The organism is Streptomyces sp. AB3(2024), assembly GCF_041862025.1.
In the GTDB taxonomy this organism is placed as follows: Bacteria; Actinomycetota; Actinomycetes; order Streptomycetales; family Streptomycetaceae; genus Streptomyces.
In genome coordinates, this window is record NZ_JBGWAB010000027.1 from 1 (window position 1) to 15,927 (window position 15,927).

Below are 15,927 nucleotides of genomic sequence, written 5' to 3' on the forward strand. Positions count from 1 at the left end.
GCGAGGCTCTGGACGCCGCCACCAGACCAAACAGCGCCGCCCCGACCGGGCCCGGCGGCCCGGGCGGCGGCGGGCGGGGCCCCCCCCCCCCCCCCCCCCCCCCCCCCCCCCACTGCGCACTTCCCCCTCGGGCGCCGGGCCCCGGGCCCCGCTCAGCCCTCCGCGAGGCCGTCCAGCAGGGCGTCCGCCGCCGCGTACGGGTCCAGCTCGCCCGCGGCGACCCGTACGGCCAGCGCGTCGAGCCGCGCGTCCCCGTGCAGGTCGGCCAGCCGGCCGCGCAGGGTGGTGATCGCGATCGTCTCCACCTCGCGGGCCGCACGCGCCGCACGGCGCCCGTCCAGCACCCCGTGCTCGTCCATCCAGGCCCGGTGCTTCTCCAGGGCCTCGACCAGCTCGTCGATGCCCTGCCCGCGCGCCGCGACCGTCTTGACGATCGGCGGCCGCCAGTCCTCCCGGCCCCGGGCCTCGCCCAGGCCCAGCATGTGGTTGAGCTCACGGGCCGTCGCGTCCGCGCCGTCCCGGTCCGCCTTGTTCACCACGTACACGTCGCCGATCTCCAGGATTCCGGCCTTCGCGGCCTGGATCCCGTCGCCCATTCCGGGTGCCAGCAGCACCACCGAGGTGTCGGCCTGCGAGGCGATCTCCACCTCGGACTGACCGACGCCCACCGTCTCGACCAGGATCACGTCGCAGCCCGCCGCGTCCAGCACCCGGATCGCCTGCGGGGCGGCCCAGGCCAGGCCGCCGAGGTGCCCGCGGGTCGCCATCGAGCGGATGTAGACCCCCGGGTCGGAGGCGTGGTCCGACATCCGGACCCGGTCGCCGAGGAGCGCCCCGCCCGAGAAGGGCGAGGACGGGTCCACGGCCAGCACGCCGACCCGCTTGCCGGCCTTGCGGTAGGCCGTGACGAGCGCCGAGGTCGAGGTCGACTTGCCGACGCCGGGCGAGCCGGTCAGACCGACCACGTACGCGCCACCGGTCAACGGGGCCAGGGCGGCCATCACCTCGCGCAGGTGCGGGGACGCCCCCTCGACCAGTGAGATCAGCCGGGCCACGGCCCGCGGCCGGCCCTCGCGGGCCTGCGCCACCAGCGTGGGGACGTCCACCGTCGTCATCCGCGCACCTACGCCTTCGGGACGCGGATCACGAGGGCGTCGCCCTGGCCGCCGCCGCCGCAGAGCGCGGCCGCGCCCACGCCGCCACCGCGGCGCTTGAGCTCCAGCGCCAGGTGCAGCACCACGCGGGCACCGGACATGCCGATGGGGTGCCCCAGGGCAATGGCGCCACCGTTGACGTTCACCTTTTCCGGGGTCACGCCGAGGTCCTTCATTGACTGCACGGCGACCGCCGCGAAGGCCTCGTTGATCTCGATGAGGTCCAGGTCGGAGACCTCCAAGCCCTCCTTCTTCAGGGCGTGCAGGATCGCGTTCGAGGGCTGCGACTGGAGGGAGTTGTCCGGACCGGCCACGTTGCCGTGGGCGCCGATCTCGGCGATCCACTCCAGGCCCAGTTCCTCGGCCTTGGCCTTGCTCATCACGACCACGGCGGCGGCGCCGTCGGAGATCTGCGAGGAGGTGCCGGCGGTGATCGTCCCGTCCTTGGCGAAGGCCGGCCGCAGCTTGCCGAGCGACTCCACGGTGGTCTCCGCGCGGATGCCCTCGTCCGCCGTGAACAGCACCGGGTCGCCCTTGCGCTGCGGGATCTCGACCGGGGTGATCTCGGCCTCGAAGACGCCGTTCTTCTGCGCGGCGGCGGCCCGCTGGTGGGAGGCGGCCGCGAACGCGTCCTGCGGGGCGCGCTCGATGCCCAGCCGGGTGTTGTGCTTCTCGGTGGACTCGCCCATCGCGATGTTCTCGAAGGCGTCGGTGAGGCCGTCGTGGGCCATCGCGTCCAGCATCCCGATGGCGCCGTACTTGAAGCCCTCGCGGGACTTCGGCAGCAGGTGCGGGGCGTTGGTCATCGACTCCTGGCCGCCCGCGACCACGATGTCGAATTCGCCGGCGCGGATGAGCTGGTCGGCCAGGGCGATGGCGTCGAGGCCCGAGAGGCACACCTTGTTGATGGTGAGGGCGGGGACGTTCATGGGGATGCCCGCCTTGACGGCGGCCTGGCGGGCGGGGATCTGGCCCGCGCCGGCCTGGAGCACCTGGCCCATGATCACGTACTGGACCTGGTCGCCGGAGATGCCGGCCCGTTCCAGCGCCGACTTGATGGCGAATCCGCCGAGGTCGGCGCCCGAGAAGGACTTCAGCGAGCCGAGCAGACGCCCCATGGGCGTGCGGGCCCCGGCGACGATCACTGAAGTGGTGTTGTTCGTTCCGGACATGAGGCACAGCCCCTTGGATGAGGAGTGAACGAGGGTTTACCTGAATGTACTGAGCAGTACCCGCGCCGTCACCGGGCAGTCGGTGTGATCGCTGGCACGTTGCGTAACCACCCTCCGCGGCGGTGGACTGGACCCATGCTGACAAGAATCGACCACATCGGGATCGCCTGCTTCGACCTCGACAAGACCGTCGAGTTCTACCGTGCCACGTACGGCTTCGAGGTGTTCCACACCGAGGTCAACGAAGAGCAGGGCGTGCGCGAGGCCATGCTCAAGATCAACGAGACCTCCGACGGCGGGGCCTCCTACCTCCAGCTCCTGGAGCCCACCCGCGAGGACTCCGCGGTGGGCAAGTGGCTGGCCAAGAACGGCGAAGGCGTCCACCACATCGCCTTCGGCACCGCGGACGTCGACGGCGACTCCGAAGCCATCCGCGGCAAGGGCGTACGGGTCCTCTACGACGAGCCGCGAACCGGCTCCATGGGCTCCCGGATCACCTTCCTGCACCCCAAGGACTGCCACGGAGTCCTCACCGAACTGGTCACCTCCAACCCTGATCACTGATGCCCCCATTCCCCGGCCGGTAGAGTGGCACTGGCTCGGCCGGGGTTCGGTGCGGAGACGGGGTCGGGGCCCGAACCCCTGCCCCGGTATCTGACACCATTCCCCGGGGGCGTCGTTCAGCGGGCGAGCGATGCTCAATTGGGAGTGAGCTTGCGACCAGGGGACGGATGGGACCGCGCTGTGCGGGGCTACGAAAGCCAGGAGAGCCATCAGGCCGAAGCCGACCATCTCTCGCGCTTCGAGGCCGAGATGGAGCGGCTGAAGAAGGAGCGCGGGAAGGCCGTCCAGCACGCGGAGGACCTCGGGTATCAGGTCGAGGTGCTGCGCGCCAAGCTCCATGAGGTGCGCCGCAATCTCGCGTCCCGCCCCGCGTACGACGGCGCGGACATGGGGTACCAGGCGGAGCAGCTGCTCCGCAATGCCCAGGTGCAGGCCGACCAGATGCGCTCGGACGCCGAGCGCGAGCTTCGCGATGCCCGGGCCCAGACCCAGCGCATCCTCCAGGAGCACGCCGAGCACCAGGCGCGCCTCCAGGCCGAGCTGCACACCGAGGCCGTCAACCGGCGCCAGCGCCTGGACCAGGAGCTCAACGAGCGCCGCCAGACGGTCGAGGCCCACGTCAACGAGAACGTCGCCTGGGCCGAGCAGCTGCGCGCCCGGACCGAGTCCCAGGCCCGCCGGCTCATGGACGAGTCCCGCGCCGAGGCCGAGCAGGCGCTGAACGCCGCCCGCGCCGAGGCCGCCCGGACCGTGGAGGAGGCCCGCCGTCGGCTCGCCGCCGACGCGGAGGCCGCCCGTACCGAGGCCGAATCCACGCTGCTGCGCGCCCGCAAGGAGGCCGAGCGGCTGCTCGCCGCCGCCTCGGCGCAGGCCCAGGAGGCCACCGAGCACGCGGAGCGGCTGCGCAGCAGCACCTCCGCCGAGGCCGAGCAGACCCGGCAGCAGACCCTGGACCTCGGCCGGGTGGCCGAGGCACGGGTGCAGGAGGCCGACGGGGCGCTGCGCACGGCCCGCGCGGAGGCCGAGACCCTGCTCGCGGACGCCAAGGAGAGCGCCGCCCGGCAGCTCGCCTCGGCGGAGTCCGTCAACGAGCAGCGCACCCGCACGGCGAAGGAGCAGGTCGCCCGGCTGGTCGGCGAGGCCACCAAGGAGACCGAGGCCCTCAAGGCCGAGGCCGAGCAGGCGCTGGCCGACGCCCGCGCCGAGGCGGAGCGGCTGCGCACCGAAGCCGGCGAGCAGGCCCGTACGGCCGCCGCCGAGGACACCGCGGCGCAGCTGGCGAAGGCGGCCCGCACCGCCGAGGACGTGCTCAACAAGGCCTCGGAGGACGCCCGCGCCACCACCCGTGCCGCGTCCGAGGAGGCCGAGCGGATCCGCCGCGAGGCGGAGGCCGAGGCCGACCGGCTGCGCCTGCAGGCGGCGGCCACGGCCGACGAGCTCAAGGGCGCGGCGAAGGACGACACCGAGGAGTACCGGGCCCGTACCGTCGAACTCCAGGCTGAGGCCCGGCGGCTGCGCGGCGAGGCGGAGCAGCTGCGCGCGGAGGCCGTGGCCGAGGGCGAGCGGATCCGCGGGGAGGCCCGCCGCGAGGCGGTGCAGCAGATCGAGGAGGCGGCCCGGACCGCCGAGGAACTGCTGGGCAAGGCCAAGTCTGACGCGGACGAGCTGCGCGGCGGCGCGAGCGCCGAGAGCGAGCGGGTCCGCGCCGAGGCCGTGGAGCGGGCGACGACCCTGCGCCGGCAGGCCGAGGAGACCCTGGAGCGCACCCGCGCGGAGGCCGAGCGGCTGCGCGCGGACGCCGAGGAGGACGCCGAGGCCCTGGTCGCCGAGGCGGACGCGGCCGTGCGGGCGCGGCGCGAGGAGACCGAGCAGGCCCTGGCCGCGAAGCGGGCGGAGGCCGATCAGGAGCTCGTGCGCCTGCACACGGACGCCGAGGGACGGCTGGCGACGGCGGAGCAGACGCTGCGCGACGCCCGCGCCGCGGCGGAGGGCATCCGCAGGGAGACCACCGAGGAGAACGACCGGCTGCGCGCCGAGGCGGCGGAGCGGATCCGCACCCTCCGGGCCCAGTCGGAGGCGGAGACCGAGCAGCTGCGCACGGAGGCCGCCCAGGACGCGGGCCGGGTCCGTGCGGAGGCCGAGCAGGTGTCCGTACGGCTGCGCGCCGAGGCGGAGACCGAGTCGGAGCGGCTGCGCGCCGAGGCGCAGGAGACCGCGGACCGGCTGCGCGCCGAGGCCAAGGCGGCTGCCGAGCGGGTCGCGGCGGAGGCCGCGGAGGCCCTCGCGGCCGCCCAGGAGGAGGCCGCGCGGCGTCGCCGGGAGGCCGAGGAGACCCTGTCGGCGGCCCGTACGGACGCGGGCAACGAGCGGGCCCAGGCCCGTGAGCAGAGCGAGGAACTGCTGGCGCAGGCGCGCAAGCGCTCCGAGGAGGCGCAGGCCGAGGCGGTCTGGCTGACCGAGGAGGCGGAGAGCCGCGCCGCGGAGCTGGTCGCGGCGGCGGAGGCCACCGCCCAGCAGGTGCGGGACTCCGTGGCCGGCCTGCACGAGCAGGCCGAGGAGGAGGTCGCGGGGCTGCGCAGCGCGGCCGAGCACGCGGCGGACCGTACGCGTACGGAGGCCGAGGAAGAGGCGGACCGGGTCCGCGCCGACGCCCGCGCGGACCGCGAGCGGGCGGCCGAGGACGCGGCGCGCCTGCGCAGCGAGGCCCGTGTCGAGACGGACGCGGCGAAGTCCCTGGCGGAGCGCACGGTCGGCGACGCGATCGCCGAGGCGGAGCAGCTGCGCGCCGATACGGCGGAGTACGCGCAGCGGGTCCGCACGGAGGCGACGGACGCCCTGGCGTCGTCCGAGCGCGACGCGGCCCGGACCCGGGCGGACGCCCGCGAGGACGCGAACCGGATCCGCGGCGAGGCGGCGGAGTCCCTGGAGTCCTCGCGCGCCGAGGGCGGCCGGATCGTCACCGAGGCGACGGCGGAGGCGGAGCGCCTCACCGAGGAGACCCTGGCCGCGAACGCGCTGACGGTCGACGAGGCGCGGGCGGAGGCCGAGCGGCTGACCGCGGAGGCGGAGCAGGCGGCCGAGGCCACCCGCGCCGAGGCCGCGGCCACCCTGGACGAGGCCCGCACCGAGGCGGGCCGGCTCCGTACGGAGGCCGCCGAGCAGGCGGACCGGCTCATCACCGAGGCCACCGCCGAGGCGGAGCGGCTCACGGAGGAGACCCGTACGGCCAACGAGCTGACGGTCGGCGAGGCGCAGGAGGCGGCCGACGCGCTGCGCGCCGAGGCGGCGGACACCCTCGACGAGGCCCGCGCCGAGGCAAACCGGCTGCGCACCGAGGCCGCCGAGCAGGCGGACCGGCTCATCACCGAGGCCGCCACCGAGGCGGAGAAGCTCACGGCGCAGGCGGCGCAGACGCTGGCCGCGGCCGAGCGGGATTCGGCGAGGATCCTGGTCGACTCCCGTGCCGAGGGCGACCGGCTGGTCGAGGAGACCCGCGCGGCCAACGAGCTGACGGTCGGCGAGGCCGCGGCGGAGGCCGAGCGGCTGCGCACCGAGGCGACGCAGACCCTGGACGAGGCCCGGGCGGAGGGCGGCCGGATCATCGGCGAGGCCACCGCGGAGGCGGAGCGCGTCACGGTCGCGGCGAACGAGACCCTGGCGGGTGCGGAGCGGGAGGCCGAGCAGACGCTCGACGAGGCCCGCACCGAGGCGGGCCGGGTCCGCACGGAGGCCGCCGAGCAGGCGGACCGGCTCATCACCGAGGCCATCACCGAGGCGGAGAAGCTCACCGAGCAGACCCGCAAGGACAACGACCGGACGGTCGGCGAGGCCCAGAACGAGGCCGAGCGGCTGCGCGCCGACGCGGCGGAGGCGCTGGCCTCGGCGCAGGAGCACGCGACGCGTACCCGGTCCGAGGCGGAGCGGGTCAAGGCGGAGGCGGCGAGCGACGCGGAGCGCACGCGCACCGAGACCCGTACGGAGTCGGAGCGGCTGCTGGACGAGGCGCGCGAGGGGGCCAACAAGCGCCGTACCGAGGCCGCGGAGCAGGTGGACCGGCTCATCACGGAGGCGGCGGCGGAAGCCGAGAAGCTCACCTCCGAGGCGGGTCTGCAGGCCCTCGCCGCCACCACGGCGGCCGAGGAGCAGGCCGACGCGATGGTCGACGCGGCGCGCAAGGAGGCCGCGCGGATCACCTCGGAGGCGACCGTCGAGGGCAACTCCATGGTGGAGAAGGCCCGTACCGACGCCGACGAGCTGCTGGTCGGGGCGCGTACGGACGCCGCTGCCATAAGGGAGCGGGCGGAAGACCTGCGCGGCCGGGTGGAGTCCGAGGTCGAGGAGCTGCACGAGCGCGCCCGCCGGGAGTCGGCGGAGCAGATGAAGTCGGCCGGCGAGCGCGTGGACAAGCTGGTGCGTGCGGCGACGGAGCAGAGCGTCGAGGCGGAGGCCAAGGCCAAGGAGCTGGTGTCGGACGCGAGCAGCGAGGCGAGCAAGGTCCGCATCGCGGCGGTGCGCAAGGCCGAGGCGCTGCTCAAGGAGGCCGAGCAGAAGAAGGCCGACCTGTCGCGGCAGGCCGAGAAGGCGCTCGCCGAGGCACAGGCGGAGGCCGAGCGGCTCGTCGACGAAGGCCGTCGTGAGCTGGAGGTCCTGGTGCGCAGGCGCGAGGACATTCAGGCGGAGATCTCCCGTGTCCAGGACGTTCTTGAGGCGTTGGAATCATTCGAGGCACCTTCGGGTGGCGGAAAGCCCGCATTGGGTGGCCAGGGCGCGGGGGGCGTGAAGGCCGGGGCAACAGCGGGTTCCACGCGTTCGGGTGGCAAGGCGTCAGAGGGGTAGCCAGAACATGGGATGTGTGCTTCTGAGGGAAGTTCAGGCGACGGAGTGACGGGCATTCTGCGGTCCTGCCACTCAAAAGGGGTGTCATTGTCCAGGGCAAACCCGGATTGACTCGATGACACGCCGCCCGGGCGCCTAGGATTCCCCTTAACACCTCACGTAGCACCTCATCGGTCTCATTCGACAGGAACCCCATGAGCGACACTTCCTCCCCCTTCGGCTTCGAGCTCGTGCGGCGTGGTTACGACCGCGGTCAGGTGGACGACCGCATTACCAAGCTGGTCTCCGACCGCGACAGCGCACTTGGACGCATCAACTCTCTGGAAAAGCGGATCGAGGAGCTACACCTCGAAACACAGAACGCCCAGGCCCAGGTGAGCGACGCGGAGCCGTCGTACGCCGGTCTGGGCGCCCGGGTCGAGAAGATCCTGCGGCTGGCCGAGGAGGAGGCGAAGGACCTGCGCGAGGAGGCCCGTCGCGCGGCCGAGCAGCACCGTGAGCTGGCGGAGTCGGCCGCCCAGCAGGTGCGCAACGACGCCGAGTCGTTCGCGGCGGACCGCAAGTCGAAGGCGGAGGACGAGGGCGTCCGCATCGTCGAGAAGGCCAAGGGCGACGCCTCCACCCTGCGCGCCGAGGCTCAGAAGGACGCGGCCTCCAAGCGCGAGGAGGCCGACGCCCTGTTCGAGGAGACCCGCGCCAAGGCCGCCCAGGCCGCCGCGGACTTCGAGACCAACCTGGCCAAGCGGCGCGAGCAGTCCGAGCGCGACCTGGCCTCGCGTCAGCAGAAGGCCGAGAAGCGCCTCGCGGAGATCGAGCACCGGGCGGAGCAGCTGCGCCTGGAGGCCGAGAAGCTGCGTACGGACGCCGAGCGCCGGGCCCGCCAGACCGTGGAGACCGCGCAGCGCCAGGCCGAGGACATCGTCGCCGACGCGAACGCGAAGGCCGACCGGATCCGCAGCGAGTCCGAGCGCGAGCTGGCGGCGCTCACCAACCGTCGCGACTCCATCAACGCGCAGCTGACCAACGTCCGCGAGATGCTGGCGACGTTGACCGGCGCGGCCGTCGCCGCGGCCAACCCGATCGTCGACGACGAGCCCGTGTCCCGGGGCGTGCCGGCCCAGCAGAGCCGCTAGTACACGACCGCACGGCGTAGGGCCGTACGTCACTCTTTTGAGGTGGCGTACGGCCCTTCGGCGTTCTAGCGTGGCCGCATGATCGAGCTTGAGGGACTTACCAAACGATTCGGCGCCAAGACCGCCGTGGACAACCTCAGCTTCCAGGTCAGACCGGGGGTGGTGACCGGCTTCCTCGGCCCCAACGGGGCGGGGAAGTCCACGACCATGCGCATGATGCTCGACCTCGACAACCCGACCGGCGGTACGGTCCGGATCGACGGCAAGCACTACCGGGAACTGCCGGAACCGCTGAAGCACATCGGGGCGCTGCTGGACGCGAAGGCCATGCACGGCGGCCGCAGCGCGTACAACAACCTCCTCTGCCTGGCCGAGTCGAACCGGATCCCGCGGAGCCGGGTGACCGAGGTGCTGGACCTCGTCGGCCTGACCCCGGTGGCCAAGAAGAAGTCGAAAGGATTTTCGCTCGGGATGGGCCAGAGGCTGGGAATCGCCTCCGCGCTGCTCGGTGATCCGGAGATCCTGATGTTCGACGAGCCCGTCAACGGTCTGGACCCGGAGGGAATTCTCTGGATCCGCAATCTCATGAAGGGGCTGGCCGCAGAGGGGAGGACGATCTTCGTCTCCTCCCATCTGATGAGCGAAATGGCCCTCACTGCGGACCATTTGGTGGTGATCGGACAAGGAAAGCTCCTTGCCGACTTGTCGATGTCCGATTTCATCCAGCAGAACTCCCGCAGTTACGTGCGCCTGCGCTCCCCGCAGCAGGAGCGGCTGAAGGACGTCCTGCACGAGGCCGGGATCGACGCCGTCAGCGTGCCCGCCACCGGGACGCTGGAGATCGACGGCGTCACGGCCGAGCGGCTCGGCGAGCTGGCCGCCCAGCACCAGATCGTGCTGCACGAACTCAGCCCGCAACGGGCTTCACTGGAGGAAGCGTTCATGCGGATGACGGCGGACTCCGTCGAGTACCACGCCCACGCGCCGGGGGCCCCGGCGCCCGCGGGCGCGGCCACCGCCGCCCCCGCATGGGGCGCCGGTTACGAGGCGACGCGCGAAGGCGGCGAGTGACCATGGCCTTCTCCGCCGTCGCCCGGTCCGAGTGGATCAAGATCCGCACGGTCGCCTCCACGAGCTGGACCCTCGCCATCGCCTTCATCGCCACCGTCGGCTTCAGCGCCGCCTTCTGCGCCGCGGTCAGCGCGAGCTTCGACAGCATGAAGCCGGTCGAGCGGGCCACGTTCGACCCCGTACTGCTGAGCTTCAGCGGGATGTCGTTCGGCCAGCTGTCGATGATCATCTTCGGAGTGCTGGTGGTCAGCACCGAGTACAGCACGGGCATGATCCGCACTTCGCTGGCCGCCGTTCCCTCGCGCGCCGGCTTCCTGCTCGGCAAGCTCACCGTCGCCACGGCGCTGGCGCTCGCGGTCGGCCTGCTGACCAGCTTCGTGTCGTTCTTCCTCGGGCAGGCGATCCTGGGGGACCACGGCACCGGCCTCGGCGCGGACGACGTCCTGCGCGCGGTGATCGGTGCCGGCATGTACATGGCGCTCCTCGCCCTGTTCTCCATGGGCGTGGCCACCATGCTGCGCAGCTCGGTCGCCTCGATCAGCATCCTGATCCCGTTCTTCCTGATCGTCTCGAACATCCTCAGCGGCTTCGAATCGACCCGTAAGTACGGCCAGTACCTGCCCGACAAGGCAGGGTCCAAGATCATGCAGATCGTGCCGGACGCCATGGGCAGCACCGAGACGCCCTACGGCCCCTGGGGCGGCCTCGGGATCATGCTCCTCTGGGTGCTGGCGGCCGTACTCGGCGGGTACCTCGTGCTCAAGAAGCGCGACGCGTGAGGGACGGGAGTGGCCCGGCGTCCTCCCTGTGACGGACGCCTCCCGTACTACGGGACATCCCGGAGCCGGATCTCAGGGAGACCTCAGGGATCCGCTCCGGGAGGGAACCGGAGAGGACTCGATATCCTCTTAAGGCGTACGTGGGCGAGAGCCGTCCCGGCCTGGCAAGGGGCAGCACGATGATCGAGGCAGTCGGCCTGACCAAGCGCTTCGGCGCCAAGACCGCCGTCGACGGGCTTTCCTTCCAGGTCAAGCCGGGTCACGTCACCGGATTCCTCGGGCCCAACGGCTCCGGGAAGTCCACCACCATGCGCATGATCCTCGGCTTGGACCGGCCCACCGCCGGCCAGGTCACGATCAACGGCCTCCCCTTCCGGGAGCTGCCGAACGCCCAGCGGCACGTCGGAGCCCTGCTCGACGCCAAGGCCGCGCACGGCGGCCGCCGGGCCCGCGCGCACCTGCTGTCCGTCGCCCAGCTCTCCGGGATCCCCGAGAAGCGGGTCGACGAGGTCCTGGGCGTGGTCGGGCTCCAGGACGCGGCCCGCCAGCGCACCAAGGGCTTCTCCCTCGGCATGGGGCAGCGGCTCGGCATCGCCACCGCCCTCCTCGGCGACCCGCAGGTCCTGCTCTTCGACGAGCCGGTCAACGGCCTCGACCCCGAGGGCATCCTCTGGGTCCGCAACCTGATGCGCCGGCTCGCCGCCGAGGGCCGCACGGTGTTCGTCTCCTCACACCTGATGAGCGAGATGGCCCTGACCGCCGACCACCTGATCGTGATCGGCCGGGGGCGGCTGTTGTCCGACATGAGCACCCAGGACTTCATCACGCACAACTCGGCCGGATTCGCCCGGGTCCGGGCGGCGGGCAACGGCCCCGACGGCCGGGTCATCCTGGGGACCGCGCTGACGAAGGCGGGCGGCCGGGTGCTCCAGGAGCCCGACGGCGCCCTGCGGGTGACCGGGCTGGAGCTGCCCCGCATCAGCGACCTCGCGCACGAGACCGGCGTACGGCTCTGGGAGCTCTCCCCGCACCGGGCCTCGCTGGAGGAGGCCTACATGCGGATGACCCAGCCCTCCGTCGAGTACACCTCCACCGACGACCCGCGCGCGGAGCTGTGGGAGCCCGAGCCGCTGACCGTCCCGGACTGGGAGGAGGAGGCGCAGGCCCCCGTGGTCCCCGCCGAGACCGCGGCGAGCTTCTTCGCTCCCCCGCCCCCCGGAGCCGGCACCCGGCCCTTCCTGATGCCCGGCAGCGCCGCCGATCTCGCCCCCGCCGCCCAGAACAGCCCCGAGGAACCCCGATGACCGCCACCGCCGACGCGACCCCGCCCGCGAGCGCGGGGCGGGCCGACGGCTACAGCTCGCCGCTGCCCACTCCGCGGCCCCACCTCGGGCACGCCCTGGCCTCGGAGTGGACCAAGCTGACCTCCGTACGCTCCACCGTGTGGACCCTCGGCTCCCTGGTGGCCCTGGTCGTCGGCATCGGCCTGCTCGCCGTGCTCCAGACCGATTCCGGCGACTACACGTCGATCCCCTTCGTCGCACCCGCCCTCTTCGGCATGATGGTCGGCCAGCTCGCCGTGATCGTGCTCGGGGTGCTGACCGTCTCCTCCGAGTACGGCACCGGCCTGATCCGGACCACCTTCACCGCCGCCCCGGACCGGCTGCGGGTGCTCACCGCCAAGTACCTCGTCTTCGGCACGGTCGCCTTCGGCGTCACCCTGGGCTCGGCGGGGTTCGTGGGCATCGCCGCCGCCCTCCTGCACAGCGGCCCCGCCGCCGGCCACCACGGTGGCGGCGAGTGGCTGGGCGCTCTGGGCGGCTGCTTCTACGTGACCCTGCTGGGCGTCCTCGCGCTCGCCGTCGGCTCCCTCGTACGGCACTCGGCCGGCGCGATCGCCGTCATGCTCGGCCTGGTCACCATGCCCCCGGTCCTCGGGGGGATCCTGACGATGTGGCCCGTCACCAAGGGCATCGGCCTGACCGTGGTCAGCTACAACGCGCCGGTGGGGCTGATCCAGCTCTTCGGTCTGCCCAACAGCGGCATGAACGGCAGCCCGGCCCCCAGCGCCCCGGCCCAGCTGGGGCTGCTGGTCCTGGTCACCGCGCTCACCGTGGCGGCCTCGTACGTGGTGGTGCGCCGCCGCGACGTCTGAGCCCCAAACCGGTCAGTACTTCGGCGCGTTGCGGGACCGCTGCACCTTCGAGGTGCGGCGGTCCTTCGCGTTCCAGCAGGCCTTGTGCCAGTGCCGCCGGTCGTCCACGCCGCCGTACTCGGGCCAGGCCACCAGGTGCGGGGTGCCCGAGGGAATCTCCTGGTCGCAGCCGGGGCAGCGGTAGCGCTTGCCCGCCGCGCTCGCCCCCGCCACGTGCCGGACCTTCCACTCCTCGCCCTGGTACTCCTCGGTCCGCTCCAAGCCGTACCGGTCGAGGCCGGTCGCAGGTCGTTCGTCCGGAGTCTCGCCGCCCCTGGGGCGGTTGTGGCGCGGTGACACGTATACCTCACGAATGGGCGGCCGACAGTGACTTTCTCCCAGACTACGCGCAGCGAGCCCGGGTACCCGCAGGGTGGCGGAGGAAGGCCGGCCGCCACGAGGGGACCGGCCCGACAATCTCAATAACTTTGCTGTCAGGCCGTGCCTTTGGCACGTGTCAGACGTTGTTGCCATCAGATGTTGATGTCATCAACGAGTCGGTCCACCTGGGGAGGCCGCGTCAGCCGCGAGGAGGCTAAGGCGATGCGCGTAGGAGCGTTTGTACTGGCGGCCCAGTTCCCGGGCCAGGGACAGGGCGAGGCACTGCACCGGGCGGTGCGGACCGCCGAGGTGGGCGAGGAGTCCGGACTGGACTCGGTCTGGCTCGCCGAGCACCATTTCGTGCCCTACGGGGTCTGCCCGTCGGCGGTGACCCTGGCGGCCCTGCTGCTGGGGCGGACCCGGCGGCTGCGGGTCGGCACGGCGGTGAGCGTGCTGCCCAGCACGCACCCGGTGGCCCTCGGGGAGCAGGCGGCCCTGCTCCACGTCACCTCGGGCGGCCGGTTCACCCTGGGGGTGGGACGGGGCGGTCCGTGGGTGGACCTGGAGGTGTTCGGGGGCGGCCTGGAGGCGTACGAGACGGGTTTCCCGGAGGACCTCGACCTGCTGCGGCGCTGGCTGACCGAGCCCCGGGTGGGCGCGGCCGGCGCCCGGCACGGCTTCCGCGAGGTGGCCGTCGTACCCTGCCCGGCGCAGGCCCTGGACGGGGACGGGACGGGGCCGGAAGTGATCGTCGCCTGCACCTCCCCGGCGTCCGTGCGCCTCGCCGCCGAGCGGGGGCTGCCGATGCTGCTGGGCATGCACAGCGGGGACGAGGAGAAGGCGGAGATGGTCGCGCTGTGGGGGCGGACCGCGCTGGAGGCTGGCCACTCCCCCGAGACCGTACGGGCGGCCGGGCACGTGTCGGCCGGGGTGTGCCAGCTGGCGGACCGCACGGCGGACGCCCGGGAATCCCTGCTCAAGGCGATGCCGGGCTGGTTCCGGCAGGGTCTGGACGCCCATGTGACGGTGGACGGCCGGCAGCGCGCGATGCGCGACCCCGTCGCGTACACGGAACTCCTGTGTGACCTGCATCCGGTCGGCAGCCCCGCCCTGGCGGCGGACCGGCTGGCGGCGACGGCCGAGCGCACCGGGATCACGCGTTTCGCCCTGCTGACCGAGGGCTCCGGCGACCTCGCGGCGACGGAGGAGAACGTCAGGCGGCTCGGCACGGAGGTCCTGCCGCTGCTGGTGTGACGCGGGCGGGACGCGGCGGGCCCGGGGCCGGGGAGGGGCCTGGGCTGCCGCTCCGGTGTCAGTCGCACCTCCCGCGACACGGAGCGGCAGCGAAGTACGGTCCCGCTAGCAGTCGCGCAGTACCGGCGACTGGTTGAGCAGCTGGCCGCGGATCGACGTGAACTTGGCCAGCCGGTCGTCCACCGAGGGATCGAGCGGGAACACCGCTACCCGGTGGCAGTTCTGAAATGCCAGGCGCACCCCGAAGTGCCGCTGCAGCGCACCGCGTATCGCGTCACTCGCGAGCGCGCGCAGCAGCTGCCCACGGGCCTGCTCGTCCGGCGGCGGCGTCTGGTTGTCGGCGAACTCTCCGCCCTCAACCTCCAGCTGGGCCGTCAACGAGCTGATCATCTCCCATGCGTAGGGCAGGGAGGTCCGGACGCAGTCGACGAATGCGGCTTCGTCGACCTCGCCTCGCTCGGCCTGTTCGAGTAGGGCCGGTGAGACGTCGAGCGACATGGGTTCTCCTCTCGTGACCCCGGACGATTGGGTTGCCGGAGTCTTACGGGCAGGGAGGGAGGCCGCGACGCAGCGTGCACGCTCGGCAACCTCCCGCTCACCACGGTAGGCGCCCACCGGGTGCCGCACCAGGAGAATGCGCATACAACGCGCCATCGGCGAACGGGGCTTTCAGGGGCGAATCGCGTGGAGGCCTTCTCGTCGAGTAGCGTTGCCGACCATGCGTCTCGTCATTGCCCGCTGCTCCGTCGACTACGCGGGCCGGCTCACCGCCCATCTGCCCTCGGCACCCCGTCTGATCCTCGTGAAGGCCGACGGCAGTGTCTCGATCCACGCGGACGACCGAGCGTACAAACCGCTCAACTGGATGTCGCCCCCGTGCACCCTCAAGGAGGGGACGGGAGACGACGCGGGCGTCTGGACCGTCGTCAACAAGGCGGGTGAGAAGCTCATCATCACCATGGAAGAGGTCCTCCACGACTCCTCCCACGAGCTGGGCACCGACCCCGGGCTCATCAAGGACGGCGTCGAGGCGCACCTCCAGGAGCTGCTCGCCGACCGCATCGACACCCTGGGCGACGGCTACACCCTGATCCGGCGCGAGTACATGACGGCGATCGGCCCCGTGGACATCCTGTGCCGGGACGGGTCGGGTGCGACGGTGGCGGTGGAGATCAAGCGCCGTGGGGAGATCGACGGCGTCGAGCAGCTCACCCGGTACCTGGAGCTCCTCAACCGCGACCCGCACCTGGCACCGGTCCGGGGGATCTTCGCGGCCCAGGAGATCAAGCCGCAGGCACGGGTGCTCGCCAACGACCGGGGCATGGACTGCGTGGTCCTCGACTACAACGCCCTGCGCGGCATCGAGGACGACAAGCTCCGCCTCTTCTGAGCCGGTCTTTGCGACATGGGCGACGGCCCCCCGAGCGAGCTTGAGCGCTCGGGGGGCCG

General features: G+C 72.5%; 13 protein-coding genes. 9 read left to right on the forward strand and 4 right to left on the reverse strand.

Features of this window, described 5'->3' with window-relative positions; translation table 11 throughout:
- Positions 1 to 152: 152 nt before the first annotated feature.
- Entirely contained in the window at positions 153 to 1,115 is a 963-nt protein-coding gene (meaB, locus tag ACEPPI_RS14090) for a methylmalonyl Co-A mutase-associated GTPase MeaB (protein WP_373915572.1), read from the reverse strand.
- Positions 1,116 to 1,123: 8 nt separating this feature from the next.
- Positions 1,124 to 2,326 carry an acetyl-CoA C-acetyltransferase gene (locus ACEPPI_RS14095; protein ID WP_373915573.1) on the reverse strand — a complete coding sequence of 401 codons (1,203 nt, stop codon included), beginning with the start codon at positions 2,324 to 2,326 and terminating at the stop codon, positions 1,124 to 1,126.
- Between the two features lie 135 nt (positions 2,327 to 2,461).
- Between ACEPPI_RS14095 and mce the strand changes: the two genes are divergently transcribed.
- The 7 genes from mce to ACEPPI_RS14130 all read left to right on the forward strand — a co-directional run bounded on the left by mce (position 2,462) and on the right by ACEPPI_RS14130 (position 12,864).
- Entirely contained in the window at positions 2,462 to 2,890 is a 429-nt protein-coding gene (mce, locus tag ACEPPI_RS14100; protein WP_356209660.1) for a methylmalonyl-CoA epimerase, read from the forward strand.
- A gap of 180 nt (positions 2,891 to 3,070) precedes the next feature.
- The gene (gene scy, locus ACEPPI_RS14105; protein WP_373915574.1) at positions 3,071 to 7,726 is read left to right on the forward strand and encodes a polarized growth protein Scy; all 4,656 of its coding nucleotides are present in this window, start codon (positions 3,071 to 3,073) and stop codon (positions 7,724 to 7,726) included.
- A gap of 194 nt (positions 7,727 to 7,920) precedes the next feature.
- Positions 7,921 to 8,859, forward strand: coding sequence for a cellulose-binding protein (locus ACEPPI_RS14110; RefSeq protein WP_280916187.1), 939 nt, complete (start codon positions 7,921 to 7,923; stop codon positions 8,857 to 8,859).
- 78 nt (positions 8,860 to 8,937) lie between these two features.
- Entirely contained in the window at positions 8,938 to 9,930 is a 993-nt protein-coding gene (locus tag ACEPPI_RS14115; protein ID WP_373915575.1) for an ABC transporter ATP-binding protein, read from the forward strand.
- Positions 9,931 to 9,932: 2 nt separating this feature from the next.
- The gene (locus ACEPPI_RS14120) at positions 9,933 to 10,709 is read left to right on the forward strand and encodes an ABC transporter permease subunit (RefSeq protein ID WP_373915576.1); all 777 of its coding nucleotides are present in this window, start codon (positions 9,933 to 9,935) and stop codon (positions 10,707 to 10,709) included.
- A 179-nt stretch (positions 10,710 to 10,888) separates the two neighbouring features.
- Positions 10,889 to 12,013 (forward strand): ABC transporter ATP-binding protein, encoded by a 1,125-nt coding sequence (locus tag ACEPPI_RS14125; RefSeq protein ID WP_373915577.1) that lies wholly within the window; start codon positions 10,889 to 10,891, stop codon positions 12,011 to 12,013.
- Positions 12,010 to 12,864 carry an ABC transporter permease gene (locus ACEPPI_RS14130; protein ID WP_373915578.1) on the forward strand — a complete coding sequence of 285 codons (855 nt, stop codon included), beginning with the start codon at positions 12,010 to 12,012 and terminating at the stop codon, positions 12,862 to 12,864. Before ACEPPI_RS14125 ends, ACEPPI_RS14130 begins: the two co-directional genes overlap by 4 nt.
- Positions 12,865 to 12,876: 12 nt before the next feature.
- Here the strand turns inward: ACEPPI_RS14130 and ACEPPI_RS14135 are convergent, their stop codons facing one another.
- Positions 12,877 to 13,203, reverse strand: a complete 327-nt coding sequence (locus ACEPPI_RS14135) for an ATP/GTP-binding protein (RefSeq protein WP_267012173.1) — start codon at positions 13,201 to 13,203, stop codon at positions 12,877 to 12,879.
- A gap of 243 nt (positions 13,204 to 13,446) precedes the next feature.
- On the opposite strand from ACEPPI_RS14135, the gene ACEPPI_RS14140 reads away from it, so the two are divergent.
- A complete protein-coding gene (locus ACEPPI_RS14140; protein WP_373915579.1) occupies positions 13,447 to 14,478 on the forward strand; it encodes an LLM class flavin-dependent oxidoreductase in 1,032 nt (343 codons plus the stop codon).
- A gap of 105 nt (positions 14,479 to 14,583) precedes the next feature.
- Here the strand turns inward: ACEPPI_RS14140 and ACEPPI_RS14145 are convergent, their stop codons facing one another.
- The gene (locus ACEPPI_RS14145; RefSeq protein WP_373915580.1) at positions 14,584 to 14,976 is read right to left on the reverse strand and encodes an SCO5389 family protein; all 393 of its coding nucleotides are present in this window, start codon (positions 14,974 to 14,976) and stop codon (positions 14,584 to 14,586) included.
- A gap of 220 nt (positions 14,977 to 15,196) precedes the next feature.
- Between ACEPPI_RS14145 and nucS the strand changes: the two genes are divergently transcribed.
- On the forward strand, positions 15,197 to 15,868 hold the full coding sequence (nucS, locus tag ACEPPI_RS14150; protein ID WP_373915581.1) for an endonuclease NucS: 672 nt from the start codon (positions 15,197 to 15,199) through the stop codon (positions 15,866 to 15,868).
- Positions 15,869 to 15,927 lie beyond the last annotated feature (59 nt).

Excerpts from the sequence above, each read along its gene's own strand:
- ACEPPI_RS14110 (WP_280916187.1), top strand. The coding sequence starts at position 7,921 with ATGAGCGACACTTCCTCCCCCTTCGGCTTCGAGCTCGTGCGGCGTGGT.
- meaB (WP_373915572.1), bottom strand. The coding sequence starts at position 1,115 with ATGACGACGGTGGACGTCCCCACGCTGGTGGCGCAGGCCCGCGAGGGC.
- nucS (WP_373915581.1), top strand. The coding sequence starts at position 15,197 with ATGCGTCTCGTCATTGCCCGCTGCTCCGTCGACTACGCGGGCCGGCTC.
- ACEPPI_RS14095 (WP_373915573.1), bottom strand. The coding sequence starts at position 2,326 with ATGTCCGGAACGAACAACACCACTTCAGTGATCGTCGCCGGGGCCCGC.
- ACEPPI_RS14140 (WP_373915579.1), top strand. The coding sequence starts at position 13,447 with ATGCGCGTAGGAGCGTTTGTACTGGCGGCCCAGTTCCCGGGCCAGGGA.
- ACEPPI_RS14115 (WP_373915575.1), top strand. The coding sequence starts at position 8,938 with ATGATCGAGCTTGAGGGACTTACCAAACGATTCGGCGCCAAGACCGCC.
- ACEPPI_RS14130 (WP_373915578.1), top strand. The coding sequence starts at position 12,010 with ATGACCGCCACCGCCGACGCGACCCCGCCCGCGAGCGCGGGGCGGGCC.
- mce (WP_356209660.1), top strand. The coding sequence starts at position 2,462 with ATGCTGACAAGAATCGACCACATCGGGATCGCCTGCTTCGACCTCGAC.
- ACEPPI_RS14145 (WP_373915580.1), bottom strand. The coding sequence starts at position 14,976 with ATGTCGCTCGACGTCTCACCGGCCCTACTCGAACAGGCCGAGCGAGGC.
- ACEPPI_RS14125 (WP_373915577.1), top strand. The coding sequence starts at position 10,889 with ATGATCGAGGCAGTCGGCCTGACCAAGCGCTTCGGCGCCAAGACCGCC.
- ACEPPI_RS14120 (WP_373915576.1), top strand. The coding sequence starts at position 9,933 with ATGGCCTTCTCCGCCGTCGCCCGGTCCGAGTGGATCAAGATCCGCACG.